Annotated in this window: 19 protein-coding genes; 17 read left to right on the forward strand and 2 right to left on the reverse strand. The window is 51.6% G+C overall.

Going from position 1 to position 23,884, the window contains the following annotated elements; all coding sequences use genetic code 11:
- The 15 genes from ACVBEF_RS11000 to ACVBEF_RS11070 form a co-directional block, all read left to right on the forward strand.
- The coding region (locus ACVBEF_RS11000; protein ID WP_447123985.1) for a sensor histidine kinase at positions 1-994 on the forward strand (994 nt) is incomplete at its 5' end.
- 161 nt (positions 995-1,155) lie between these two features.
- Entirely contained in the window at positions 1,156-1,704 is a 549-nt protein-coding gene (locus tag ACVBEF_RS11005) for a hypothetical protein (RefSeq protein WP_447123986.1), read from the forward strand.
- 36 nt (positions 1,705-1,740) lie between these two features.
- Positions 1,741-2,913 carry an efflux RND transporter periplasmic adaptor subunit gene (locus tag ACVBEF_RS11010; protein WP_447123987.1) on the forward strand — a complete coding sequence of 391 codons (1,173 nt, stop codon included), beginning with the start codon at positions 1,741-1,743 and terminating at the stop codon, positions 2,911-2,913.
- Positions 2,906-6,001 carry an efflux RND transporter permease subunit gene (locus tag ACVBEF_RS11015; protein WP_447123988.1) on the forward strand — a complete coding sequence of 1,032 codons (3,096 nt, stop codon included), beginning with the start codon at positions 2,906-2,908 and terminating at the stop codon, positions 5,999-6,001. The genes ACVBEF_RS11010 and ACVBEF_RS11015 overlap by 8 nt, the downstream gene beginning before the upstream one ends.
- An 85-nt stretch (positions 6,002-6,086) precedes the next feature.
- Complete coding sequence (locus ACVBEF_RS11020; RefSeq protein ID WP_447123989.1) at positions 6,087-7,574, forward strand: efflux transporter outer membrane subunit; 1,488 nt, start codon at positions 6,087-6,089, stop codon at positions 7,572-7,574.
- 331 nt (positions 7,575-7,905) lie between these two features.
- Positions 7,906-9,813, forward strand: coding sequence for a threonine--tRNA ligase (thrS, locus tag ACVBEF_RS11025; RefSeq protein ID WP_447123990.1), 1,908 nt, complete (start codon positions 7,906-7,908; stop codon positions 9,811-9,813).
- Between the two features lie 59 nt (positions 9,814-9,872).
- Positions 9,873-10,394 (forward strand): translation initiation factor IF-3, encoded by a 522-nt coding sequence (gene infC / locus ACVBEF_RS11030; RefSeq protein WP_447124012.1) that lies wholly within the window; start codon positions 9,873-9,875, stop codon positions 10,392-10,394.
- Between the two features lie 191 nt (positions 10,395-10,585).
- On the forward strand, positions 10,586-10,783 hold the full coding sequence (rpmI, locus tag ACVBEF_RS11035) for a 50S ribosomal protein L35 (protein WP_447123991.1): 198 nt from the start codon (positions 10,586-10,588) through the stop codon (positions 10,781-10,783).
- Between the two features lie 23 nt (positions 10,784-10,806).
- Positions 10,807-11,166: a 50S ribosomal protein L20 gene (gene rplT / locus ACVBEF_RS11040; protein WP_168055225.1), complete on the forward strand. Its 360-nt coding sequence runs from the start codon at positions 10,807-10,809 to the stop codon at positions 11,164-11,166.
- Positions 11,167-11,409: 243 nt separating this feature from the next.
- Positions 11,410-12,426 (forward strand): phenylalanine--tRNA ligase subunit alpha, encoded by a 1,017-nt coding sequence (pheS, locus tag ACVBEF_RS11045; RefSeq protein ID WP_447123992.1) that lies wholly within the window; start codon positions 11,410-11,412, stop codon positions 12,424-12,426.
- Between the two features lie 170 nt (positions 12,427-12,596).
- Positions 12,597-15,023: a phenylalanine--tRNA ligase subunit beta gene (gene pheT / locus ACVBEF_RS11050; RefSeq protein ID WP_447123993.1), complete on the forward strand. Its 2,427-nt coding sequence runs from the start codon at positions 12,597-12,599 to the stop codon at positions 15,021-15,023.
- Positions 15,024-15,211: 188 nt separating this feature from the next.
- Positions 15,212-15,625 (forward strand): integration host factor subunit alpha, encoded by a 414-nt coding sequence (locus tag ACVBEF_RS11055; RefSeq protein ID WP_447123994.1) that lies wholly within the window; start codon positions 15,212-15,214, stop codon positions 15,623-15,625.
- 8 nt (positions 15,626-15,633) lie between these two features.
- Positions 15,634-16,062: a MerR family transcriptional regulator gene (locus ACVBEF_RS11060; protein ID WP_447123995.1), complete on the forward strand. Its 429-nt coding sequence runs from the start codon at positions 15,634-15,636 to the stop codon at positions 16,060-16,062.
- A gap of 150 nt (positions 16,063-16,212) precedes the next feature.
- Complete coding sequence (gene upp / locus ACVBEF_RS11065; protein ID WP_447123996.1) at positions 16,213-16,863, forward strand: uracil phosphoribosyltransferase; 651 nt, start codon at positions 16,213-16,215, stop codon at positions 16,861-16,863.
- A gap of 330 nt (positions 16,864-17,193) precedes the next feature.
- The gene (locus ACVBEF_RS11070; RefSeq protein ID WP_447123997.1) at positions 17,194-18,129 is read left to right on the forward strand and encodes a LysR family transcriptional regulator; all 936 of its coding nucleotides are present in this window, start codon (positions 17,194-17,196) and stop codon (positions 18,127-18,129) included.
- A 27-nt stretch (positions 18,130-18,156) separates the two neighbouring features.
- Here ACVBEF_RS11070 and ACVBEF_RS11075 read toward each other — a convergent pair whose 3' ends face one another.
- Complete coding sequence (locus ACVBEF_RS11075; protein WP_447123998.1) at positions 18,157-19,266, reverse strand: NADH:flavin oxidoreductase/NADH oxidase; 1,110 nt, start codon at positions 19,264-19,266, stop codon at positions 18,157-18,159.
- A gap of 19 nt (positions 19,267-19,285) precedes the next feature.
- On the reverse strand, positions 19,286-21,076 hold the full coding sequence (locus tag ACVBEF_RS11080; RefSeq protein ID WP_447123999.1) for an ABC transporter transmembrane domain-containing protein: 1,791 nt from the start codon (positions 21,074-21,076) through the stop codon (positions 19,286-19,288).
- A 536-nt stretch (positions 21,077-21,612) separates the two neighbouring features.
- Between ACVBEF_RS11080 and egtD the strand changes: the two genes are divergently transcribed.
- Both egtD and egtB read left to right on the forward strand, forming a co-directional pair.
- Positions 21,613-22,614 carry an L-histidine N(alpha)-methyltransferase gene (gene egtD, locus ACVBEF_RS11085; RefSeq protein WP_447124000.1) on the forward strand — a complete coding sequence of 334 codons (1,002 nt, stop codon included), beginning with the start codon at positions 21,613-21,615 and terminating at the stop codon, positions 22,612-22,614.
- An 8-nt stretch (positions 22,615-22,622) separates the two neighbouring features.
- Entirely contained in the window at positions 22,623-23,867 is a 1,245-nt protein-coding gene (egtB, locus tag ACVBEF_RS11090; protein ID WP_447124013.1) for an ergothioneine biosynthesis protein EgtB, read from the forward strand.
- The last annotated feature ends 17 nt before the right edge of the window (positions 23,868-23,884 follow it).

Below are 23,884 nucleotides of genomic sequence, written 5' to 3' on the forward strand. Positions count from 1 at the left end.
CTCCGACTCAGTAGTTCTATGCCGAGTACCACGGACAAGCACGAATCGATGCAAACGTGACCATATCCGCTCGGTGATCTTGTTGGCTTTGCTATTGCTGGAGGCCGTCTTAGCGATTCTGTTGATTGCCACTATCTGGTTTGCTGTGAGCAAGGGTTTGCTGCCGCTCAAAAAAATGCAAACGGATTTAAATTTGCGTAGCCATGATGATTTGTCCGCATTAGCAGAAGACAACGTCCCGCTCGAACTTGGCCCCGTGGTGACCGCCCTTAACGGTCTGCTGAGTAAGCTCCAGATTGGTGCCAAGAAACAGCAGTATTTTCTGGCCAATGTTGCCCACCAGTTGCGCACGCCGTTAGCGGGATTCAGAACGCAACTTGAATGGCTGCTGCAAAAGCACGCTGACGATCCAGAAACCGCGCACTCGATCAAACTCATGGCATCCTCAACCGAGCGCATGATACGTCAGACTAATCAGCTGCTGGCCTTGGCGCGGGCCGAGCCGACCAAGTTTGAAAAAGAGCGTCTGGAAGTGGTTGAATTGAACAAACTGGTTGAAGAATCGATTCAGCATTTCGTTGAAGAGGCCGATAAAAAGGCGATCGATCTTGGTTTTAATCTGCATACAACCCGCGTCATGGGTGATCAATTTTTGTTGCGCGATCTGATCGATAACCTGATCGATAATGCGATTCGCTACTCGCCACCCAACGGCAGGGTCACCGTGCATGCGATGCAGGGTGCGGATGGCGGGATTTTTTCGGTAGAAGATTCCGGGCCGGGGATCGCCGCAGCGGACCAGGAGTTAATTTTTAATCGCTTTTATCGGGTCGATGACAATATTGCCGGCAATGGGCTGGGGCTGGCAATTGTGCGCGACATCACGAACGATCACGGTGCCAGAATTACGGTTGAACCCGCAGCGACCGGCGGCACGATATTCTCGGTGTATTTCCCCTTCCCCATTCTTGGAACGGCTACCAAATTACGCTAGACATTTTCTTCATGGAAACCCTGTTTGTCAGGGTTTTGTCAGGTTTTCTTCAGGTTGTTGACAGAATCAATCGGTAAGCTGTTGTTGTCCCTTCATGGGATCGCAGGCAGCTACCTTCGTCGGACTGCTTGCGCCATATTCCTTACTGGCGCACCGTTTTGATGACATCCTCCCTCCGCCGTATTTTTAGCTGCGTATTACTAACGTTGACTGCGACCACGCTATTTTCTGCCAGTGCGCAGGATGCATTAGTGCCGTGTCGGCGCTTTTTGCATCAGATCGAATGCGTGGCAGTACCGCTGGCAACGCCCGTTGATGACGCGCAAGCAAAGCAATTCGATGCGCCATTACATCCGACAGCAAAAGTGTATCTCTCGCGACCCGGCACGATGGCCCCCAAGCAAAAGTCGGATATTTTTCTCGATGGAAAATGGATCGGCAGTCTCGCGCCGATGACTTATCTTGTGATCGAAACCGCTCCCGGCACGCATATCTTGGGCGCGAGCGGACAAGCGAATGCGAATAGTGCATTAACGATGACGCTTGAGGTTGACAAAAATACCTACGTTCAAGAGCAGCTATATCAGCTTTTCAATACCGAAAAAATCACCTTCAAAGTTGTTGATACGCAAACCGGGCAGGCTGACGTACTGAAATCGCGATTGATCAGCAAGCTGATTTCAGCTGGCATTAATTCTCATCATCCCTAAGTTACCGATACAACGATTTTTTACTAAAGTCCCATCATGCAAAAGACTATCCCGCAATCGAAAAAACCTGTGTTTGTCATCTTCATCGCTATTCTTGTCGGTGTTGGTATTGCCTGGACAGTGGCAGTCGGCATTGGCAGAAGCCTTGCGCACGCTGCGCAATTAAGCGCTAAGCCGACACCAGGTTTGATTCAAAACGGTGGGCAATTATCCATTCCTTTACATTCTCCCTTCCGAGACCGCGTGACTGTGCAGGCGGTGGAATCACTCGATTTCGACCATGCACTGGAGTTGCCCGGACAAATAGAAGCGATGCCATCGCGCACGGTGAATATCGTCCCGCCAGTTGCCGGTAAAGTCCTGGAATTAAAAGTCGGACTAGGCGATCACGTTAAAAAAGGCGAGCTTTTGCTGGTGCTGACGTCGGGCGATTTTGCGCAAGCCACGGCGGACCAACAGAAGGCGCGCGATACTTTGCAACTGACGACGAGAGTGCTGGAGCGGCAGCGCGGTGTGCAAGAAGCGGGCGCAGGAGCGACGAAAGATTTGGAGCAGGCGGAAAGTGCGCATAGTCAGGCGCAGTCGGAGTTTGCACGTGCTGATTCACGGCTCAAATCGTTGGGGGCTATTGGCGATGTCGTCGCAGGTAGCAATGGCAGTCGGCTCAATATCGTTGCACCTGGCTCAGGCAGTATTACCGCGTTGTCGGTCGGCGTTGGCCAGAGCCTCAACGATCCTACCGCTGTCTTGATGACGATTGCGAATTTGGACAACGTCTGGGTCACCGCTTACGCGCCGGAAAATATGTTGACATCGATTAAAAAAGACCAGGCCGTGTCTATTCATTTGCCTTCCTATCCCGCTGCAAAATTCGACGGCAAGGTTGCTTTTATCAGCGACGTTTTGCAGCCCGATACACGGCGTGCGCAGGTACGAATAAACATGCCTAACGCTGATGGAAAGTTGAAACCGAATATGTTTGCGACAGTGTCGTTTACGATCGCGCAAGCATCCGCGCCGGTGGTCCCGTCATCAGCGTTACTGATGAATAACGACGACATAACTGTATTTGTAGAAGTCACACCGTGGTCTTTTGTAAGGCGCAAAGTTGAGCTGGGCAGCGAGGAAAATGGCATGGTCCGTATTCGAACTGGTCTCAAAGTAGGCGAGCGTGTGGTGACCAAGGGCGGAGTACTGCTCAATGATTAATAACGTTGTTCGCTATTGCCTGCAAAAGCGTTATGCAGTGATTCTGGTGACGATATTGGTGGCGTTGTTTGGCTATTATTCTTGGACCCGGATGGCGGTTGAGGCATATCCGGAACTGTCGGATGTTTCGGCTCAGGTCACTACCCAAGCGCCGGGTCTGGCTGCGGAAGAAATTGAGCAGCAAATCACGATTCCGCTGGAGCGCCAATTAAGCGGCACGCCGGGTCTGGTGCATATGCGCTCGTCGAGTACGTTTGGTTTGTCGCTGATCACGCTCACGTTTAAAGACGGCGCAGAGGATTATTGGGAGCGTCAACGGGTGACCGAGCGCATCGCGCTGGCAACGCTGCCTGCAGGAATTACGCCGAGCCTCGATTCTGTCAGCGGTCCTTCCGGTGAAATTTATCGTTATACGCTGGAGTCCGATAACAAAAATTTACTGGAATTGTCTGAGATTCAGCGCTGGGTTGTGATACCGGAGTTACGGCAGATTCCAGGGATTGCCGACGTTGGTAATTTCGGCGGGTTGACGATGGAATATCAACTTGAGGTTGATCAGGATCAATTGCAGCGATTTGGTGTGTCACTCTCGGACGTCACCACTGCCATTAACAATAACAATGGCAATGCCGGCGGCAGTCGGATTGCACGTGGTGAGCAAGGCTATATTGTGCGCGGCATTGGTATGATGCGTAGCTTGTCGGATTTGGGCAATGTCGTCGTTAAGCAAGTCGGTGGTGTACCGGTACTGGTGCGCGATCTCGGCAAGCTGCAATACAGTCATCAAGAACGTCAAGGCATTCTCGGCAAGGATAATAATCCTGACACGATCGAAGGCATTGTTAAATTATTGAAGTATCAAAATGCCTCTGAAGTGATCAAGGATGTGCACGCCAAAGTAGCGCAATTACAAAAAAAATTAGCACCGCAAGGCGTGAGGATCGTTCCCTATATTGATCGTGACGAATTGATTCAACTGACCGTACACAAGGTCAGTCACACGGTGATTGAAGGGATCGGTCTGGTCTGTATTGTGTTGATTCTTTTTCTGGGCAGTCCGCGTAGCGCATTGGTTGCAGCGGTGACGATTCCGTTAGCCCTGGTAGCAGTATTCATCATGATGTATTTGACCAAAATGCCGGCGAATTTGTTTTCGTTGGGCGCGATTGATTTCGGGATTATTGTTGACGGAGCGATTGTGGTCACGGAGGCTATTTTGCGGCGACGCGAAGCTAAGCCGACCGAAGAATTAAGCGAGGCAGAAGTACGGTCTGCAACCACTGAAGTTATCAAACCGATTTTCTTTGCGACGCTCATTATCATCGCTGCATATTTACCCTTATTTGCGTTTGAACGGGCCGAAGGAAAATTGTTGTCGCCGATGGCGTTCACGGTTAGTTATGCGTTGATTGGTGCACTGCTGTGCAGCATCGTTTTAGTACCGGGTCTGGCGTATATGGCGCTACGTAAGCCGCGCCGGATTTTTCACAACAAGCCGCTTGAGTGGCTCAGCGCAGGCTATCGTAATACGTTGGGGAGCTTACTCAATAAGCCATCAATTGCTTATGGTATCGGCGCGCTGGCGCTGGTGGGTGTCATTGTGCTGGGTGCGGCGACCGGGCGTGAATTTATGCCGCAGTTGGATGAGGGAACACTATGGTTGCAAGTACAAATGCCGTCTGGTTTATCGCTAGAAAAAGGGAGTGAAATGGCGGCGGAATTGCGTCATACACTGCTGTCGTTTCCAGAGGTTGCCTATGCGGTGACACAGCTTGGCCGCAGCGACGACGGAACCGATCCGTGGACGCCATCGCATATGGAAGTGCCGGTTGGATTGAAGCCTTATAACACTTGGCCGGACGGTGAAAATAAGGCGAACTTTGTACACCGTTTAAATGAAAAATTGGCGCAGTTGCCGGGGTTTTCGATCGGAATTAGTCAGCCGATTAGCGATGGTGTCAATGATGCTGTGGGCGGCGCGCATAGTCCGTTGGTGATTCGTATATATGGAGATGATTTTAAAGAATTGCGTCGCATCGGCAATGACATCGTTACTGTGCTCAATGGGGTAAAGGGTAGCACTGATGTATCGATTTTTCAGGAGCCGCCGGTGCCGCAAATCGTGATTGATATTGATCGCGCAGCAGCGGCGCGTCTGGGGATCAATATTGTGGATATTTCTAACTTGATTCAGACCGGAATCGGCGGTGCGCCGGTCACACAGATGTACGTCGCTGATCGTACTTATAACGTGACGGTACGCTTTCCTAAAAGTAGTCGTAGCGGGGAGGAGGCGTTGGGCAATTTGTTGTTGACAGCGCCTGGCGGGGCGCGGATTCCATTATCGCAATTAGCGCATATCCGGGCGGGGACTGGAGAGAGCACGATTACGCACGAGAGTACGCATCGCCAGCTCACCGTGCGGCTTGATTATGCCGATCGCGATTTGCTGTCGTATTACGAAGAAGCGCAGGCGACGGTGGCGCAAAAAGTCCAGTTTGATCATGCTAAATATCGACTGGAATGGGCGGGGCAGTTTGAGAACCAAGAGCGGGCACAGGCGCGCTTGATGGTCGTGTTGGGGCTGGTTGTGAGTTTGATGGCGATTATTTTGTATGCCGGATTTGGCAAGCTGCGCCAGGCGCTGTTGATCTTGGGCGTAGTTCCGCTGGCGGCGCTGGGTGGATTAATTGCGCTGCAAGTGACTGGCAATACGATTAACGTGGCCACCGGCGTAGGTTTTATCGCGTTGTTTGGTGTGGCGGTGCAAAACGGCATCATCATGGTCTCGAATATTAACCGCGTGCGGCAACAGGGCGTGGCGTTGATGGAGGCGGTGCTGGCGGGTGCGTTTGAACGCTTCCGTCCGGTTTTAATGACGGCAACGGTGGCTTCAGTCGGGATGTTACCAGCGGCACTGGCGACCGGAGTTGGTACGGATGTGCAGCGCGGTTTGGCCACAGTGGTGGTCGGAGGGTTAATCGTGGCAACGTTACTGACGCTATTTATTTTGCCGACATTTTATTTTGCATTGGAGCGCTGGATAGAACGCCGTAAAGGTATCAGTACACCGCCAGATGGGCGTTAGTCGTTATAAAAACGCAGACCCGAAAGTGCGCTGCTCCACCATATCGGTGGGAGATTGAATAGGTTAAAACATGCAGAAATTTATAATGCGTTCTTTAGTTTTTCCGCCAATGTTAACGGTTGCGTTGGCGTTATCCGGCTGTGCGGTTGGCCCGGATTTTAAACAGCCCGATGTGCCATCGGTGCAGGGTTATAGCAAAACGCCACTGCCAGCCAGAACAGTTTCTGTCGAGATCGCTGAGGGCGGTGTTGCACAGCAATTTGTTGCTGGCATGGATATTCCGGCGCAGTGGTGGACGCTGTTTCAATCAGCACCATTGAATGCAGTGATTGAACAGGCGCTCAAGGCTAGCCCTGATTTGGCGTCGGCGCGGGCGGCTTTGCGCGCTGCCCAAGAACAGGTCGCAGTCCAGCGGGGTTCTTTTTCTCCGGTAGTAGACACCAGCTTGACGCCGACGCGTCAAAAAGTGGCGACGACGCCGCTCCAGTCGGAGACGCCGGTGTTTAATCTGCATACCGCTCAAGTCAGCGTGTCTTATGCCCCGGATGTGTTTGGCGGCAATCGGCGTCAGCTCGAAAATGTGCAGGCGCAGGCAAGTCAGCAGCGCTTTCAATTGGAGGCGGCTTATTTGACGCTCACTTCGAACGTTGTGGCGGCGGCAGTACAAGAGGCGTCGTTACGGGCCCAATTGGGGGCAACCGATGAAGTGATTCGGGTGCAGACAAAATTGTTGGATTTATTGCAGCGTCAATACAAATTGGGCGACGTGGCGCAGGCTGACGTTGCTACGCAAGAGGCGGTGTTGGCCCAGACGCAGGCTACGCTACCGTCGCTGCAAAACGCGCTATCGCAGCAGCGCAACCGATTGACGGCGCTGGCGGGACGTTTTCCAAGCGACGAGTTAGATGAAAAATTTACTTTGTCAGCCTTAAGTTTGCCGGAGCAATTGCCAGTAAGTTTGCCGTCCCGTCTGGTGCAACAGAGGCCTGACGTACGTGCCGCGCAGGAGCAATTGCACGCCGCATCGGCTGAGGTGGGCGTGGCGATGGCGAATATGCTGCCGCAAATTACCTTGAGCGCGAATATCGGTAGTGCTGCTACAACGCTGGGTAACTTATTCTCGGGCGGGACCGGATTTTGGGGGTTAGTGGGCGGACTGACGCAGCCGTTGTTTGCAGGCGGTACGTTATTGCATAAGAAGCGTGCGTCGGAGGCTTTGCTGGAACAAGCTTCTGCGCAATATCGGAGCACGATCATTCTGGCGTTTCAAAACGTTGCCGATAGCTTGCGTGCATTGCAATTTGATGCCGAAACGCTGAGGGCGCAATCCCTGGCGGAGCGTGCTGCGGCACGTAGTCTGGATATTTCGCGTAAATCGGTGCTATTGGGCGCAAGTAGTCCACAGACGCTGCTGACTGCGCAACTGACTTATCAACAAGCGGTGATCAATCTGGCTCAGGCGCGGGCGGCGCGTTTTGCGGATACGGCGGCGTTGTTTCAGGCGTTGGGTGGTGGGTGGTGGAATCGTTCGGACGATGCAGATGAGACATTGGCAATTAACGCCATGCAGTAGTCATGGAGCGATTCATCGAGATCAGTCGATTTTATCCGTTGCAAGCCGCTACTCCTTATCGTATTGGATAAATTTTCTGGTATCATCGGCAAATATGTCCGCTAAGAAAGTGGATTAATTAACATCTGTAAGAGCGAGAGAGGCATCCTGGTTATGACACCGCGAACTACCACCACAATCTGTGCATAACGCTGGTCGAGGTCTTTTTCAGTAAAAAGCGCGGCTGGTCCGCGCTTTTTTACGTCCGCATTTTTGTCTTGGCTTTTAGTATTTTTATTAACTTATTTTAATTCGGCATCGTAAGAGCGCGATGGCCGACAGAGGACGCAATATGGTTACAGTCACACTTCCCGATGGTTCGCAGCGGCAATTCGATGCGCCACTGACAGTCGCCCAAGTCGCCGCCAGCATCGGTGCTGGTCTGGCCAAAGCCGCATTAGCTGGTAAGGTCGATGGCGCGGTGGTTGATACTTCGTATCTGATCGAACGCGACGTGGCGCTGGCAATTATTACCGACAAAGATCCTGAAGGCCTGGACGTCATTCGCCATTCAACCGCGCATTTGCTGGCCTATGCTGTCAAAGAGTTGTTCCCGGAGGCGCAAGTCACCATCGGACCGGTGATTGAAAACGGTTTTTATTATGACTTTGCCTACAAGCGCCCCTTTACCCCGGACGATCTTGTCATTATTGAAAAGAAAATGGCGGAGCTGGCTAAAAAAGACGAGCCAGTGACACGCAAAGTGTTGCCGCGGGACGAAGCGGTCGCTTACTTCAAATCGATAGGCGAGGCGTATAAGGCTGAGATCATTGAGTCGATTCCGGCGGATCAGGATGTTTCTTTGTATACCGAGGGCAGTTTTACCGATCTTTGCCGCGGGCCGCACGTTCCCTCAACCGGCAAGTTGAAAGTATTCAAGCTGATGAAGTTGGCGGGTGCTTACTGGCGTGGCGATGCAAAGAACGAAATGTTGCAGCGCGTCTACGGTACTGCCTGGGTAAAAAAAGAAGATCAGGAAAACTACTTGCACATGCTGGAAGAGGCGGAGAAGCGTGATCATCGTAAATTAGGCCGCGCTTTGGACTTGTTTCATATGCAAGAAGAAGCGCCGGGTTTGATTTTCTGGCATCCGAAAGGCTGGACTATCTGGCAGCAAGTTGAGCAGTTTATGCGCTCCGTGTATCAAGATAATGGTTATCAGGAAGTGAAAGCGCCGCAGATTTTGGATCGCTCGTTGTGGGAGCGGACCGGGCACTGGGAAAATTATCGCGACAATATGTTCACGACCGAATCGGAAAATCGCAGCTATGCGTTAAAGCCGATGAATTGCCCAGGCCACGTTGAGATTTTTAATGCTTCTTTGCATAGTTATCGTGATTTGCCATTGCGCTTTGGTGAGTTTGGTCAATGCCATCGCAATGAACCGTCCGGTGCGTTGCACGGGATGATGCGGGTGCGCGGTTTTACGCAGGATGACGGGCATATTTTTTGTACTGAAGAGCAGGTGCAGAGTGAGGTTGCGGCCTTCGATAAAGTGGTGCGATCGGTTTATGATTGTTTCGGCTTCACTGATGTTGCCGTCAAACTGGCTTTGCGTCCTGAAAAGCGGGTTGGTGAAGATGATGTCTGGGATACGGCTGAAAACGCCTTGCGCGATGCCTTGCGCGCTTCTGGTACAGCTTGGGAAGAATTGCCGGGCGAGGGCGCATTTTATGGTCCGAAGATTGAATACCATCTGAAGGATTCGATCGGTCGTTCGTGGCAATGCGGGACGATGCAAGTCGATTTCTCGATGCCCGGTCGGCTGGGCGCTGAATATGTCACAGAAGACAATGGCCGCAAAGTGCCGGTGATGTTGCATAGGGCAATTGTTGGTTCTTTGGAACGTTTCATCGGTATTTTGATTGAAAATCATGCCGGTGCGATGCCGTTGTGGCTGGCACCGGTGCAAGTTGTGATTTTGAATATCTCGGACGCGCAATCCGAATACGTCAAAAATGTTGCTCAAATGCTGAAAAAGCAAGGGTTCAGGGTAGACGTAGATTTGCGTAACGAGAAGATTACCTATAAAATACGCCAGCATTCTTTGCAAAAACCGCCTTATATCCTAGTAGTTGGGGATAAAGAGCGTGATGCAAATACAGTGGCCGTGCGTGCGCGGGGCAATATCGATTTAGGTGTCATGTCAATTGACACATTGGTGGAGCGCCTCAAAACTGAGGTTGAAACCAAAGCCTGAACGAGAAAGCCTGAGCGTGGGAGCACGGCTTATTCATTTGATTTTTAAAGGAAACTGCAATAGCTACGGACAAGTCACATCGCATAAATGGTGAAGTAACAGCGCCTGAATTGCGTTTAAGCGGGGTCGAAAACGAGCCACTAGGTATCGTTTCTCTGGCGGAAGCCTTTCGTTTGGCTGAAGAGGCAAACGTAGATCTGGTGGAAATCGCACCGACTGCACAGCCTCCTGTTGCGCGTCTGATGGACTACGGTAAATTTAAATACCAGGAACAGAAGAAAGCGCACGAAGCCAAATTGAAGCAGAAGGTTATTTTGGTCAAGGAAGTTAAATTCCGTCCAGGTACCGATGATGGCGATTACGGCATCAAACTGCGTAACTTGACTAAGTTTCTGGAAGACGGCGACAAGACTAAGATTACATTACGTTTTCGTGGTCGTGAAATGGCTCACCAGGACATCGGCGTGCGTATGCTGGAACGTCTGAAAGCTGATTTGGAGCCGTTTGGTCAAGTCGAGCAGTGGCCTAAGATGGAAGGGCGTCAAATGATCATGATCATTGGCCCTAAAAAGAAGAAGTAAATAATTTGTGGCAAAGTGCAGAATTTTTGCACTTTAGTCCGAAAGCAGCAGACTTGATTCTGCTGCAAAATCTGGTCGTGGCAGTCGGGCGGTCAGGTTTAAACAAGTGAGAGTAGGCATCCAAGTGCAGCGTATCGTTGCCACCTGCAATCATGTTAAAAGAGGAGCTGTCCTCAAGGACAGATAGAATCATGCCAAAAATGAAAACGAAAAGCGGTGCTAAAAAGCGCTTTCGCGTTCGTCCGGGTGGAACTGTTAAACGCGGTCAAGCGTTTAAACGTCACATCCTGACCAAAAAAACCACTAAAACCAAGCGTCAATTGCGCGGTTCAGTTGGTGTCCACGATACGAACATGGTGTCCGTTCGTGCAATGTTGCCAAACGGCTAACCTCACACTATTAAGGAGTTACTATGCCTAGAGTAAAACGTGGGGTTACAGCTCGTGCCCGTCATAAAAAAGTATTAGCGCTTGCCAAGGGTTACCGTGGTCGCCGCAGTAAAGTCTACCGTGTTGCCAAGCAAGCAGTTATGCGCGCTGGTCAATACGCATACCGCGATCGCCGCAACAAGAAGCGCGTCTTCCGTGCATTGTGGATTGCGCGTATCAACGCTGCTTCCCGTGAGCATGGCGTGACATACAGCGTATTCATGAACGGTCTGAAACGTGCTTCTATCGAACTGGACCGTAAAGTCCTGGCCGATATGGCAGTGATGGACAAGCCAGCATTTGCTGCGATTGTCAATCAAGTTAAAGCCATCATCGCTGCGTAAGTGATGTTGTAGTTTTGCTTAAAACTGCTGAGTAATCAGTAGTTAGCAATCCAGAGCGGGGCAGAGGTCAAGACCTTATGCCCCGTTTGTGTTTTTAAATGCTAATTTGTTTTGAGTAAGTCCGCGTCACTATTTATACGTCGTTGCCTCCTCGTGCCGTACAGTTGTCTGCGTCGGGGCGTCTAGTCTAAACAGTCATGCCGTCTTAGTTATTTATAGATGCCGTCGGAGCAGGAAAACTGCATGAACTCCCTAGAACAACTTGTAACGCAAGCCCAGGCTGATTTTGTCGCCGCGATCGACGCGGCTGCGCTGGAAAATGCGAAAGCCAAATATCTTGGCAAGACCGGTCAGATCACTGAACAGATGAAGGCGCTGGGTAAACTAGCGCCTGAAGAGCGCAAAGTCCAGGGTGCTGTGATCAATGTCGCCAAGCAGCAAATCGAGAGTGCGCTCAATGCGCGCCGTGATGCGTTGGCAGACGCACAGATGCAAGCCCGTCTCAATGAAGAGGCGATCGACGTGACGCTTCCCGGTCGCGGACGTAGTGTTGGCGGTATCCATCCCGTGATGCGGACCTGGCAGCGGGTTGAAGAGATTTTCCGTTCGATTGGTTTTGACGTGGCCAACGGCCCGGAGATCGAAACTGACTGGACCAATTTCACCGCATTGAATAGCCCGGAAAATCATCCTGCGCGTTCGATGCAGGATACCTTCTACATTGAAGGTAATGACACGCAAGGCAAGCCATTATTGCTGCGTACACACACCAGCCCGATGCAAGTGCGCTATGCGCGAATGAACAAGCCGCCGATCAAAGTGATCGCGCCGGGCCGCACATACCGTGTCGATAGTGATGCCACGCATTCGCCGATGTTTCATCAGGTTGAAGGTTTGTGGATTGCAGAGGACATCAGCTTTGCAGATCTGAAGGGCGTGTATTTAAATTTCGTTAAAGCGTTTTTCGAAACCGACGATTTGCAAGTCCGTTTCCGCCCGTCTTACTTCCCATTTACCGAGCCCTCCGCCGAGATCGACATAGCATTTGGTAGCGGACCACTCAAAGGTCGGTGGCTGGAAGTCTCAGGTGCCGGTCAGGTTCATCCAAGTGTGGTGCGCAATATGGGTCTCGATCCTGAGCAATATATTGGCTTTGCGTTTGGCTCCGGCCTTGAGCGCCTGACCATGTTGCGCTACGGGATCAACGATTTACGCCTCTTTTACGAAGGCGATTTACGCTTCTTGAAGCAATTTAATTAAGGCTATCTCTACAAACTATTGCAGGACGAATCTCACATGGGCTGGTTCGCGATAGTTGTAGAGCCCTTAAAAGAACTGGTCACCCAAGATGTTTCAGAATATGCCTCGCCCATGCGGCGATCAAGGTGATCCGTGTCTTCCATGATTAAAGGTTTTTGAAGGTTTTATCTATGCAATTCTCTGAAAGCTGGCTGCGTACCATGGTCGATCCGAAGATGACTTCGGACGAACTATCCCATTTACTGACAATGTCCGGCCTTGAAGTCGAAGAGGTCGCACCAGTTGCACCGCCGTTCACGGATATCGTGGTCGGTCATGTGCTTGAGATCGTCAAGCATCCAAATGCTGACCGTCTCAATGTTTGTCAGGTCGACGTTGGTACGGGGACAAACTTAACGATCGTTTGCGGCGCATCTAACGTGCGTCCTGGTCTTAAAGTCCCCTGCGCGAAGGCGGGCGCTATGCTACCGCCCGGTGCCGACGGCAAGCCTTTTGAAATCAAGGTAGGAGAGTTGCGTGGCGTTGAGTCGCACGGCATGCTCTGCTCCGCACGAGAATTAAAGCTGTCCGAAGAAAACGACGGCTTGCTTGAACTGCCCGATGCGGCACCAGTCGGCATGAACTTCCGTGATTACTATCAGTTAAATGATCTGAAGTTCACCATCAAACTGACGCCAAACAAAGCCGACTGCCTATCAGTATTAGGCGTAGCGCGAGAAGTCTCGGCATTAACTGGTACGCCGCTCATGCAGCCGGTATATCCAACGATAAGCGCAAATATTTCAGAGGTATTGCCAGTCGCTATTTCTGCACCCGATTTATGCGGCCGTTTTTCCGGCCGGATTATTCGTGGTCTCAACGCCCGGGCCGCGACGCCGTTATGGATGAAGCAGCGTTTGGAGCGTAGCGGTCAGCGTTCGATTTCGGCACTGGTGGATATCTCCAACTATGTGATGCTGGAGTTAGGGCGACCGTCTCACGTATTTGATCTCGATAAAATTCACGGCAGTCTTGATGTGCGCTGGGGTAAGTCGGGCGAGTCACTCAAACTCTTGAACGGCAATACCGTCAACGTCGATGAGTGGATAGGCGTGATTGCGGATGAGCAACAGATTGAATCTCTGGCAGGGATCATGGGCGGCGATGCCACCGCCGTCAATCTGGATACGCAAAATATTTATCTGGAAGCGGCGTTTTGGTTTCCGCAAGCGATTCAAGGGCGGGCCCGTCGCTTTAACTTTTCGACCGATGCCGCCCATCGCTTTGAGCGTGGCGTTGATTTTGCCACTACGGTTGAACATCTTGAGCGCATAACGGCGCTATTGATTGAGATTTGCGGCAACGCAGACACCAAAATTGGCCCTGTCGACGACCAGCAAGTGAATTTGCCATTGCGTCCGGCGGTCACCGTGCGCACTGCACGGGCCGTCAAAGTGATTGGCGTGCCATTGTCGGATGTGCAGATTGCCGATATTTTTACGCGCCTGGGTTTGGCGTTTTCGCAAGAGCCTGGTGTGTTTCGGGTGACACCGCCGTCCTACCGTTTCGATATCGAAATTGAAGAAGATTTGATCGAAGAAATCGTGCGTGTCTATGGCTTTGAAAACATTCCGGCATTGCCGCCAGTGGCTCCTAATTCGATGTTTATCGAACCGGAAAATACCCGCTCTCTGTTCGCCATCAGCCACAAACTCGCAGCCTTAGATTATCAGGAAGTGATTAATTTCAGTTTCGTCGAAGAGGCTTGGGAAGTTGATTTTGCTGCCAATCTGCAACCGATCAAATTACTCAATCCTATCGCCAGCCAGATGAGCGTCATGCGTTCATCATTGGTCGGCAGTCTGGTGGCAAACGTCAAATACAACCTGAATCGCAAGGTTAGCCGTGTGCGCATATTTGAGTCCGGCACAGTGTTTTCGCGCAATCCTAATGTTCAGGACGGGCCGCTGTCAGTGGCTGGTTTTGATCAGCCTAAGCACGTGGCTGGCTTGGCCTACGGTCCTTTTGCTGAAGAGCAATGGGGGCAACCGAGCCGTGCAGTCGACTTCTTTGATGTTAAAGCAGACCTTGAAGCATTGTTTGCGCCGACAATATTACGCTTTGACAAAATAGAGCATCCCGCTTTGCATCCGGGCCGGGCAGCGCAGGTGTTGTTGAATGGCAAGGTTGTGGGCTTTATTGGCGAGTTGCATCCGCGTTTGCAGCAGAAATATGAATTGCCCCTGGCCCCGGTGGTATTCGAAGTTGAAGCAGATGCTTTGCAGCAGCGTGAAGTGCCAAAGTATGTCGAAATGTCGAAGTTTCCGGCAGCAGTACGGGATTTGGCTGTGGTCGTTAAACAAAGTATTCCGGTGCAAGATTTGCTGGATATTTTTGCTGCGGAAAAGCGTGAGAACAACGCTTGCCGAATTCTGCAAGCCTTTGTTTTATTTGATGAATATCATGGCAAGGGACTGGAAAATGACGAGAAAAGTCTTGCTTTCCGATTTACCTTGCAAGATACTGAAAACACCCTCCAAGACGATACCGTAGACGCTGCAATGGCCGCTTTGATTGCAGCGGTCACTAAAATTGATGGCGCCAAACTGCGTACCTGAAGCGATTCGTACATTGAAAAAACAAAATGTGTTGGATGAATGTTCATCTAAGAATATTCATCCAATAAGTGACATTTTCAATCAGTTAGTTGCAATATGCATAATTGTTGCGTCCACTGGATGATCTCTTGATATCTACTGAACATAACGAATCGCAAACAGGGTAACAAAATAGAATGAACGACAGAATGAACGATATGCCGGCAGTTGAGTTTGAGTCCGTTCTGGACGCCGATCTGAATCGTGCAATGCGCGAAGCGCAAGCACGTTCGCAGGCCGAAAAAGCTTTGCCGACATTGACTAAGGCAGAGTTAGCTGAACTCTTGTTTGAGCAAGTCGGCCTTAACAAACGTGAAGCCAAAGATATGGTCGAAACTTTTTTCGACGAAATGCGCGACGCGCTAGTGCGTGGCGAGGCTGTCAAATTATCCGGTTTCGGTAACTTTCAGTTACGCGACAAACCGCAACGTCCCGGTCGTAATCCTAAAACCGGTGAAGAAATTCCCATTACTGCCCGCCGCGTAGTGACATTTCATGCCAGCCAAAAGCTCAAAGGCATGGTCGATGCGACTTCTCAACAAACTTTTTCCCTGGCCCTTTAAGCTAATCCATGAATGATCGTATTAGTAAGTCTGAGGTGATCGTCTTGCCGCCGATTCCTGCAAAGCGCTATTTTACTATTGGTGAAGTGAGTGAATTGTGTGGCGTAAAGCCGCACGTTTTACGCTATTGGGAGCAGGAGTTCACACAGCTTAAGCCGGTTAAGCGGCGTGGAAATCGTCGTTATTATCAGCATCACGAAGTGTTGTTGATTCGGCGTATCCGTGAACTGTTATATGAGCAGGGCTTTACCATTAGCGGTGCACGTAACAAGCTCGATGGTCGTCTCGCGCAAGCTGAAAAAGATTCGATGGCGGCAGCAGTCGAGGCGGCCCAAAACAAAATCAATTTGATTGAAGTGCGCCATGAGCTGGAACAAATACTGGCGTTGCTGACTTTGACGCCTGAAATAAAAGTTGTTTCGGCCTCGGCCAAGTAGTCACGCTAGCGGCGGTCAATGCAAGATCGCCGCAAGTATTAAACGCTGTATTAAACGCTGCATTAACGCCCCGCGAGTAACATTGGCGCTTCGTCGCTTATTTCACAAACTGTTTGTTGTATAGACAGTCTCACACGGTTTTAACCCATCATGCTCCGCGATCCCCGCTTTCCGAATCTTTTCATCCTTAATCATCCGTTGATTCAGCACAAGCTCACGCATATGCGGAGCAAGGAAACATCGACCCGGACTTTCCGGCAATTGTTGCGCGAAATTACGCAATTAATGGGCTATGAGATTACGCGTGATTTGCCGCTCACCACGCAACGCATTAATACGCCGATCCAAAGTATGGATGCACCGGTTATCGCAGGGCGCAAGTTGGCAGTGGTGCCTGTTTTGCGGGCCGGTATCGGCATGAGTGACGGCTTGCTGGACTTGGTACCGTCGGCACGGGTTGGGCATATTGGCGTCTACCGCGATCCGACTACATTGGAACCGGTGGAATATCTGGTGCGCTTGCCGGATCTGGCCGAACGCACTTTTATCCTTTGTGACCCGATGGTGGCAACCGGTAATTCGGCCGTGTACGCGGTCAATGTGCTAAAGCAACGTGGCGTCACCGATGCGCAGATCATTTTTCTGGCGTTAGTTGCAGCTCCTGAAGGCGTGCAAGTGTTTCAGGATGCGCACCCTGGTGTGAAGTTATATGTTGCCAGTCTGGATTCGCATCTGGATGAGCATGCGTATATTGTCCCCGGTTTGGGTGATGCGGGTGACCGGATTTTTGGCACCAAATAATCGTCGACACATTAAGAAAAACGCTCGCACTCAGGTATATCCGGAGTGCGAGCGTTTTTATTTATGGAGGAGTTGCCGCAAGTAAGGTCGCATAATTGTTTAGACTAGGCGCCCCGACGCAGATAGTACGACTGTACGGCAAGGGGGGGCAACGACGTATAAACGATTAGGCGCCCTTACTTATATCGCAGCCTCGCATATAACCATATTCTCAGGCATACACTCAGTAGTACATTTATCCGCTATTGTGCAGTGGTATTTATGTGTTTCTCGCATGTTTGTCCGCTGCGCGTAATGCCTTCTCAATGTGATTCTTTACTCTGAACATCAATGACCTCTCGCGCTAATCACCATCTCGATACCTATCTGTTGCGCGTGTTGCACACTTTATTGGTGGAGAAAAGCGTTTCGCGCACTGCGATCAAGTTAGGACAATCGCAACCGACCATCAGTAACACCTTGAAGCGCTTACGCGAGTTGACTGGCGACGCGATTCTGGTCCGCGGTAAAACCGGGATGGTGGCGACCGAGCGCGGTCAGGAATTGCTGGCGCTGGCGAAGGAGGGGTTGGACATATTTGAAAAAATCGGCGCGCCTGTCGCCGCATTTGAAGCGAGTAGTACCGCGCGGGTTTTTCATGTCGGTACCCCGGATTACCTCAATGTATTACTGATCCCCTCCATCATCGAACAAGTGCGTCGTCGTGCGCCCGGTGCCAGTCTGATGGTGCATGCGCTTGATGCTGGTCTGGACTATTCGAACGCGCTGGAAACAGGTCAGCTCGATCTGGTGATAGGCAACTGGCCAGACCCGCCTGAGCATCTGCATCTGGCACAATTGTTTGAAGACGAAGTGGTGTGCATGATGCACCGCGATCATCCGGTTGCTAAAAAGGGGTTGACGCTGAAATACTATGTTGAGATGCCGCATCTGGCACCGACGCCGTATATCGAAGGGCATCGCAGCAGCATTGATGCGGCATTGGCAGAGCAGGGGTTAAAACGCAATATTCAGGTTGCTATTCCGTATTTCGCGTTGGTCCCGCATGTCTTGGCAAAGTCGGATTTGATTTTTACGACCGGTCTTCAGTTTGCTAACTATTTTGTCAAAGACTGGCCGATTCAAGTATTCCCGCTACCGTTTGAAATGCCGAAAATGCGCTTTTATATGCTCTGGCATACGCGCTCGCATGTCGCACCTGACGTAGTCTGGTTGCGCCGGTTGATTTCCGAAGTGGCCGCGGGACTGGGTATGTCGCCGACGTGAGGCGACGCTTTATTGCATTAACGCCAATTACGCATCACCATAATGAATCGATGGACGCAAGGGCATTTTGCGTGAGGTGGCACGTGCGTATTGCGGCGGCCACGGTGTGTCGGCGCGTAGTGCGTCGGCTGCATGCAGAGGCCAGTTTGGATCGCGCAACAGTTCACGCGCCAGCAATACCAGATCGGCTTGCTCGGTACGCAAAATATGCTCGGCCTGAATCGGGGCCGTGATCATGCCGACAGTGCCGCTGGCGATACCGGCTTCTTTTTTGACGCGCTCAGCAAACTGGGTCTGATAACCCGGGCCGACCGGGATTTCAGCATTGGCGGCATTGCCGCCGGTAGAGATATCGACTAAGTCAACGCCAGCCTCACGCAGCAAGCGGCTTAACGCCACCGTTTCATCCGCATTCCAGCCACCCTCAACCCAATCTGTTGCCGATACGCGTACCAGCAAAGGCAGTTCTTCAGGCCAGACCTTGCGTACTGCGGCAACCACTTCCATCACCAAGCGGGTACGGTTTTCAAAGCTGCCGCCGTATTGATCGGTGCGGATATTGCTCAGCGGTGAGAGAAATTGGTGTAACAAATAGCCGTGCGCCGCATGTATTTCAACGACCTTAAAACCGGCCTGATGGGCGCGGATTGCCGCATCGACAAACGCTTGCACAACGTCGGCAATCTGTTCGGTTGTGAGTGCTTGCGGGGTTTGATATGTGGCGTCGAATGCCAATGCGGATGGCCCGACCGTTTGCCAGCCGCCTTGGTCGAGAGAGACGCTGCCTTGCAAGGCTTCCCAAGGTCGCCACACGCTGGCTTTGCGACCGGCATGGGCCAGTTGGATGCCAGGAACTGCGCCTTGTTGCGCGATAAAACGGGTAATCCGGCTCAGCGGCGCGATGTGCGCGTCTTTCCAGATACCCAGATCCTGCGGCGAAATACGTCCATCTTCGACAATGGCAGTCGCTTCAAAAATAACTAATCCGGCACCGCCGACAGCACGACTGCCGAGATGGACTAAATGCCAATCGTTGGCAAAGCCGTCTTCTGCAGAGTATTGGCACATGGGCGCAACCGCTATCCGGTTCGGGAGCGTTACGTTGCGCAAAGTGAGTGGTGAAAATAGTTTGCTCATTTGTAATCCTATGAAATATTTACGCGCTGCCAGTATTAAATTGCAGCGCAGCAAGGCTGGCATACAGACCATTTTGGGCAACCAGTGACGCATGATTCCCGGTTTCAACGATATGGCCGTGCTCAAGCACGATGATGCGATCGGCACGTTGTACTGTAGCCAGACGGTGGGCAATGACTAAGGTGGTGCGGCCAACCATCGCCGCTTCCAGTGCGCCTTGTACGGCGCGTTCGGATTCGGCATCGAGCGCGCTGGTGGCCTCGTCGAGCAACAATAGCGGTGGATTTTTCAAGAGGGCGCGGGCGATGGCGATGCGTTGGCGCTGGCCGCCAGACAAGCGTACGCCGCGTTCGCCCAGGAACGATTGATAGCCTTCAGGAAGACGGACGATGAATTCATCGGCGGCTGCCATCGTTGCTGCAGCGATGACCTCCGCATCGGTCGCATCGACGCGACCGTAACGGATGTTTTCCATCGCATTGGCCGAAAAAATCACCGTATCTTGCGGCACGATGCCGATGGCATTACGCAAAGTATGCAAGTCGAGAAACTTGATATCGACGCCATCGAGTGTGATGCTGCCTTGTTGTGGATCGTAAAAGCGCAGCATTAATTGGAATAACGTAGTTTTTCCAGCACCGGAAGGACCGACGATGGCGATGGTTTCACCAGGTCGGATGTCGAGCGAAAAGTCGGACAGGGATGCGCTATCCGGGCGTGACGGATAGTGAAATGCGACATTTTCTAAAACCAGCGCTGCACCTTGTGCTGTGCGTGGCGGTAACTTCTCCGGCAGCAATACCGATTGGACCGGCGATTTTGCCGATAGCAATTCCAGCAGACGCTCAGTGGCGCCGGCCGCGCGTTGGGTGTCGCCCATGACTTCGGCTAATGCGCCGATAGAACCTGCTACCAAGGCTGCATACAAAATGAATTGCCCCAGTTCGCCACCGCTCATGCGGCCCTGAACCACCGCATGCGCACCCAGCCACAGAACGAATACGATCGCGCCAAACACCAGCAAAATCGCCATCATGGTCAGCAAAGAACGCGCACGGATGCGCTCCATCGCGGTCCCAAAGGCGGTTTCAATCGCACCACTAAAGCGTTTTCCCTCAATGTTTTCATGCGTGAACGCTTGCACCGTTGGCATGGCATTCAAAATTTCACCGGCAATGGCCGATGCATCGGCGACACGGTCTTGCGAGGCGCGGGAGAGTTTGCGCACACGGCGTCCGAACCAGACAATGGGAAGCACTACCAGCGCCAGCATGACGATAATGATCGAGCTCAGTTTGATGCTACTGACAAACAACATGATCAGGCCGCCTGTGAAAAGCAAGCCATTGCGCAGCGCCATCGAAATACTGGTGCCGACCAGCGCCTGGATGAGCGTGGTGTCGGTAGTGATGCGGGAGAGGACTTCGCCGGTCTTGGTGGTTTCAAAAAATTGCGGACTTTGCGTCACAACGTGTGAGTACACAGCACTGCGCAGATCGGCTGTCACACGCTCGCCTAGCCATGACACCATGTAAAAACGCCCGGCAGTAGCCACGCCTAATACACAAGCAACCCCGAACAAGGCCAGAAAATAGGCGTCGATATGGCCAGAATTCGTGATGCCGTGGCCGCCGAAGCCGAGATCGATCATTTGCCTGAATGCGTAAGGAATCGCCAACGTTGCGCCAGCGGCGACCAGTAGCGCGATACCAGCCAATACGAATTGGCGTTTGTAGGGGGACAAGTAGGGAAGTAGTCCAGCCAGCGTTGCCAGGCTGCGTTTTTGGGGTTCTTTAACTGTGGTTGTCATGTTGCTTTTGTTTCATTGCTGATTGTTTAACTTACGGTGCTGTACGATGATGCACGGTCGTTGCGCCACTTAGCGCGATGAAATATGACCCATGCGAATAACGGACTAGTCGATATCTGCTAAATTGTTGAAACACTACTAACGTAAACTAAAGCGAATCCACTAGCACTCTGTTGGACTGTAAGTTAGACAGGCTGCTAGCAGTCTGACGGACTTGCGGAATCGAAGCGAAAAATGTGCTGGGCGAGGACAGATTTTGCCGGATTCGCAGTACCAATAGCGAGCTATTGGTCAAGAAGCTGGTGAAATATGGACCGTCCAGAACATTTTGCAGCCGATTACCCGTAAATCCGACAGGCTGCTAGTGTAGTGGATGTTGCGCCGCGGCGCATAATTGTCGGCAACTCATTTACCAGCAATGCAAGTATGGCGCATACGTACAGCGCAGACAAAACATCAGTCATTCTGAATGTCCGGCGTAAATGTTCGACATTCAGATCGATCAATTGAATTTTCACCATTTTGGGAGGGCTGTTATGGCTCGAATGCAACAACCGGAACACCCGGAAAACGGCGTAGCGCAACACTATATTGAGAGTGCAATCGTGGCGCAACTGGAGGAGGGATTACTGGCACCGCAGGCTTTTACTTCGCCTAAATATCTCTACGATGTGTTGGGCTCCCGATTGTTTGCCGCGATCTGCGAGTTGCCCGAATATTATCCAACCCGCACTGAGGCTGGCATTTTTGAACAGCATGCAGTCCCCATCGCCAGAGCGGTTGGTGTCGGGGCGACGTTGATTGATCTTGGTGCCGGTAATTGTGCCAAGGCAGCAAAGTTATTTCACAGTTTGCAGCCCAAACATTACGTGGCGATCGATATTTCGAAGACGTTTTTGCAGGAGGCAGTGGCGAATTTGCAGCAGCAATTTCCCCATATTTCCATGACGTGTCTGGGTATGGACTTTTCAACCGAGCTTGAACTGCCATCGTCAGTCGCACTTGAACGGCGTCAATTCTTTTATCCAGGTTCATCCCTTGGTAACTTCACGCCGATTGAAGCGTTGAAGTTTTTAATCCGGGTTCGCAAGACGTTAGTGCAGGAGGATACCAATACGCATGCACAGAACGGTGGTTTGCTCATCGGTATTGATCTGATCAAGGACAAGGCGATACTGGACGCGGCTTATGACGATGCGTTAGGGGTGACTGCCTCATTTAACCTGAATATTTTGCGGCACCTGAATCGCCTTCTTGAGGCCGATTTCGATTTGGTCAACTGGTGTCATCGCGGCTTTTATAATCCGCAGCAAAATCGCGTAGAAATGCATCTGGAAGCGCGCCGGGATGTGACCGTACATTGGAAAAATGGCGGCATGCGCAAGTTCGTACGCGGTGAACGGATACACACCGAAAGTAGCTACAAATATACCCAAGAGGGTTTTATCGCACTGTTGGAGCAGGCAGGATTTTGCAACATTCAGACTTGGTGCGATCCGCGTGAGTGGTTCATGGTTTGCCATGCGCAAGGAGCTTAAACATGGGTATGCAGACTCAGACAAAGGCCGCAGCACCTCTGAATATAGTCACTTTGGCGACGATATTTTCTCGCGTCAGAGCAGCATCAGAGGCCTTGGCGCAGCCGTTGACGGAGGAGGATTGTTGCGTGCAGTCTATGCCGGATGCGAGTCCGGTTAAATGGCATTTGGCGCATACAACCTGGTTCTTTGAGACATTTATTCTGGAGCGCTTTGAGCCGGATTTTCAGCCATTCCATCCGGCTTTCCGGGTCTTGTTCAACTCTTATTACGATGGTGTCGGTGAGAAGCATCCACGCACCCAGCGCGGCTTGATTACGCGTCCGTCATTAAGCGAAGTAGGGGGATATCGTCGCAATGTCGATGAGCGTATGCAGCAAGTCTTTACGCTGGTGTTATCCAAAGAGGATGCTAGCGTGTTGGCAACCTTGGTCGAACTTGGGCTGCACCATGAGCAGCAACATCAGGAGTTATTACTCACCGATGTAAAGTATTTGTTTTCGATGAATCCGCTCAAGCCGCCCTATCAATTGAGAGAGGACGTGGAACCTGTCGACGGGAATGCGGCATTGTCAGCGCTGCAATGGCAACAATTTGAGGGTGGTGTGGTTGAAATCGGGCATGACGGAACTGGTTTTTTCTTCGATAACGAAACACCGCGCCATCGCCAGTTTGTTGAGCCATTTTCCATCGCCACCCGGCTGGTGAATAACCGGGATTATCTGTCTTTTGTCGAAGACGGAGGCTATCAAAATCCTTTGTTATGGCTGGCAGCAGGCTGGGATTGGGTCATGCAGGAAAAACTAGTACATCCGCTGTATTGGCAAAAATCACATTCGCAATTTGATTCCACATGGCAGGAATTTACGCTCAATGGCCTGCAAACAATTGCATTGGACGCGCCGGTTGCGCACATTTCATTTTTTGAAGCAGAAGCTTACGCACGCTGGGCCGGGGCACGTTTGCCGACGGAGGCCGAGTGGGAGAGTGCAGCCGGTGTAGCGCTTGAACAAGGGAGCGACTATTTCGGACAGGTTTGGCAATGGACCACCAGCAGTTACGCGCCGTATCCAGGTTATATCGCGCTTGAAGGTACCGTCGGTGAGTACAACGGTAAATTTATGGTCAATCAATATGTTTTGCGCGGTTCTTCCTGCGTGACGCCTGGGGGGCATACGCGTCTGAGTTATCGGAATTTTTTTCCTGCAACGGCGCGTTGGCAATTCAGTGGGCTGCGTTTGGCGCGGTCTTGAGTGCGATTCATTCTGAA

It is taken from the genome of Glaciimonas sp. GG7, from assembly GCF_052976905.1.

What these genes read in the sequence shown, in the direction of transcription:
- ACVBEF_RS11005 (WP_447123986.1), top strand. Translation starts at nt 1,156, where the DNA reads ATGACATCCTCCCTCCGCCGTATTTTTAGCTGCGTATTACTAACGTTG.
- ACVBEF_RS11010 (WP_447123987.1), top strand. Translation starts at nt 1,741, where the DNA reads ATGCAAAAGACTATCCCGCAATCGAAAAAACCTGTGTTTGTCATCTTC.
- ACVBEF_RS11015 (WP_447123988.1), top strand. Translation starts at nt 2,906, where the DNA reads ATGATTAATAACGTTGTTCGCTATTGCCTGCAAAAGCGTTATGCAGTG.
- ACVBEF_RS11020 (WP_447123989.1), top strand. Translation starts at nt 6,087, where the DNA reads ATGCGTTCTTTAGTTTTTCCGCCAATGTTAACGGTTGCGTTGGCGTTA.
- thrS (WP_447123990.1), top strand. Translation starts at nt 7,906, where the DNA reads ATGGTTACAGTCACACTTCCCGATGGTTCGCAGCGGCAATTCGATGCG.
- rpmI (WP_447123991.1), top strand. Translation starts at nt 10,586, where the DNA reads ATGCCAAAAATGAAAACGAAAAGCGGTGCTAAAAAGCGCTTTCGCGTT.
- rplT (WP_168055225.1), top strand. Translation starts at nt 10,807, where the DNA reads ATGCCTAGAGTAAAACGTGGGGTTACAGCTCGTGCCCGTCATAAAAAA.
- pheS (WP_447123992.1), top strand. Translation starts at nt 11,410, where the DNA reads ATGAACTCCCTAGAACAACTTGTAACGCAAGCCCAGGCTGATTTTGTC.
- pheT (WP_447123993.1), top strand. Translation starts at nt 12,597, where the DNA reads ATGCAATTCTCTGAAAGCTGGCTGCGTACCATGGTCGATCCGAAGATG.
- ACVBEF_RS11055 (WP_447123994.1), top strand. Translation starts at nt 15,212, where the DNA reads ATGAACGATATGCCGGCAGTTGAGTTTGAGTCCGTTCTGGACGCCGAT.
- ACVBEF_RS11060 (WP_447123995.1), top strand. Translation starts at nt 15,634, where the DNA reads ATGAATGATCGTATTAGTAAGTCTGAGGTGATCGTCTTGCCGCCGATT.
- upp (WP_447123996.1), top strand. Translation starts at nt 16,213, where the DNA reads ATGCTCCGCGATCCCCGCTTTCCGAATCTTTTCATCCTTAATCATCCG.
- ACVBEF_RS11070 (WP_447123997.1), top strand. Translation starts at nt 17,194, where the DNA reads ATGACCTCTCGCGCTAATCACCATCTCGATACCTATCTGTTGCGCGTG.
- ACVBEF_RS11075 (WP_447123998.1), bottom strand. Translation starts at nt 19,266, where the DNA reads ATGAGCAAACTATTTTCACCACTCACTTTGCGCAACGTAACGCTCCCG.
- ACVBEF_RS11080 (WP_447123999.1), bottom strand. Translation starts at nt 21,076, where the DNA reads ATGACAACCACAGTTAAAGAACCCCAAAAACGCAGCCTGGCAACGCTG.
- egtD (WP_447124000.1), top strand. Translation starts at nt 21,613, where the DNA reads ATGGCTCGAATGCAACAACCGGAACACCCGGAAAACGGCGTAGCGCAA.
- egtB (WP_447124013.1), top strand. Translation starts at nt 22,623, where the DNA reads ATGCAGACTCAGACAAAGGCCGCAGCACCTCTGAATATAGTCACTTTG.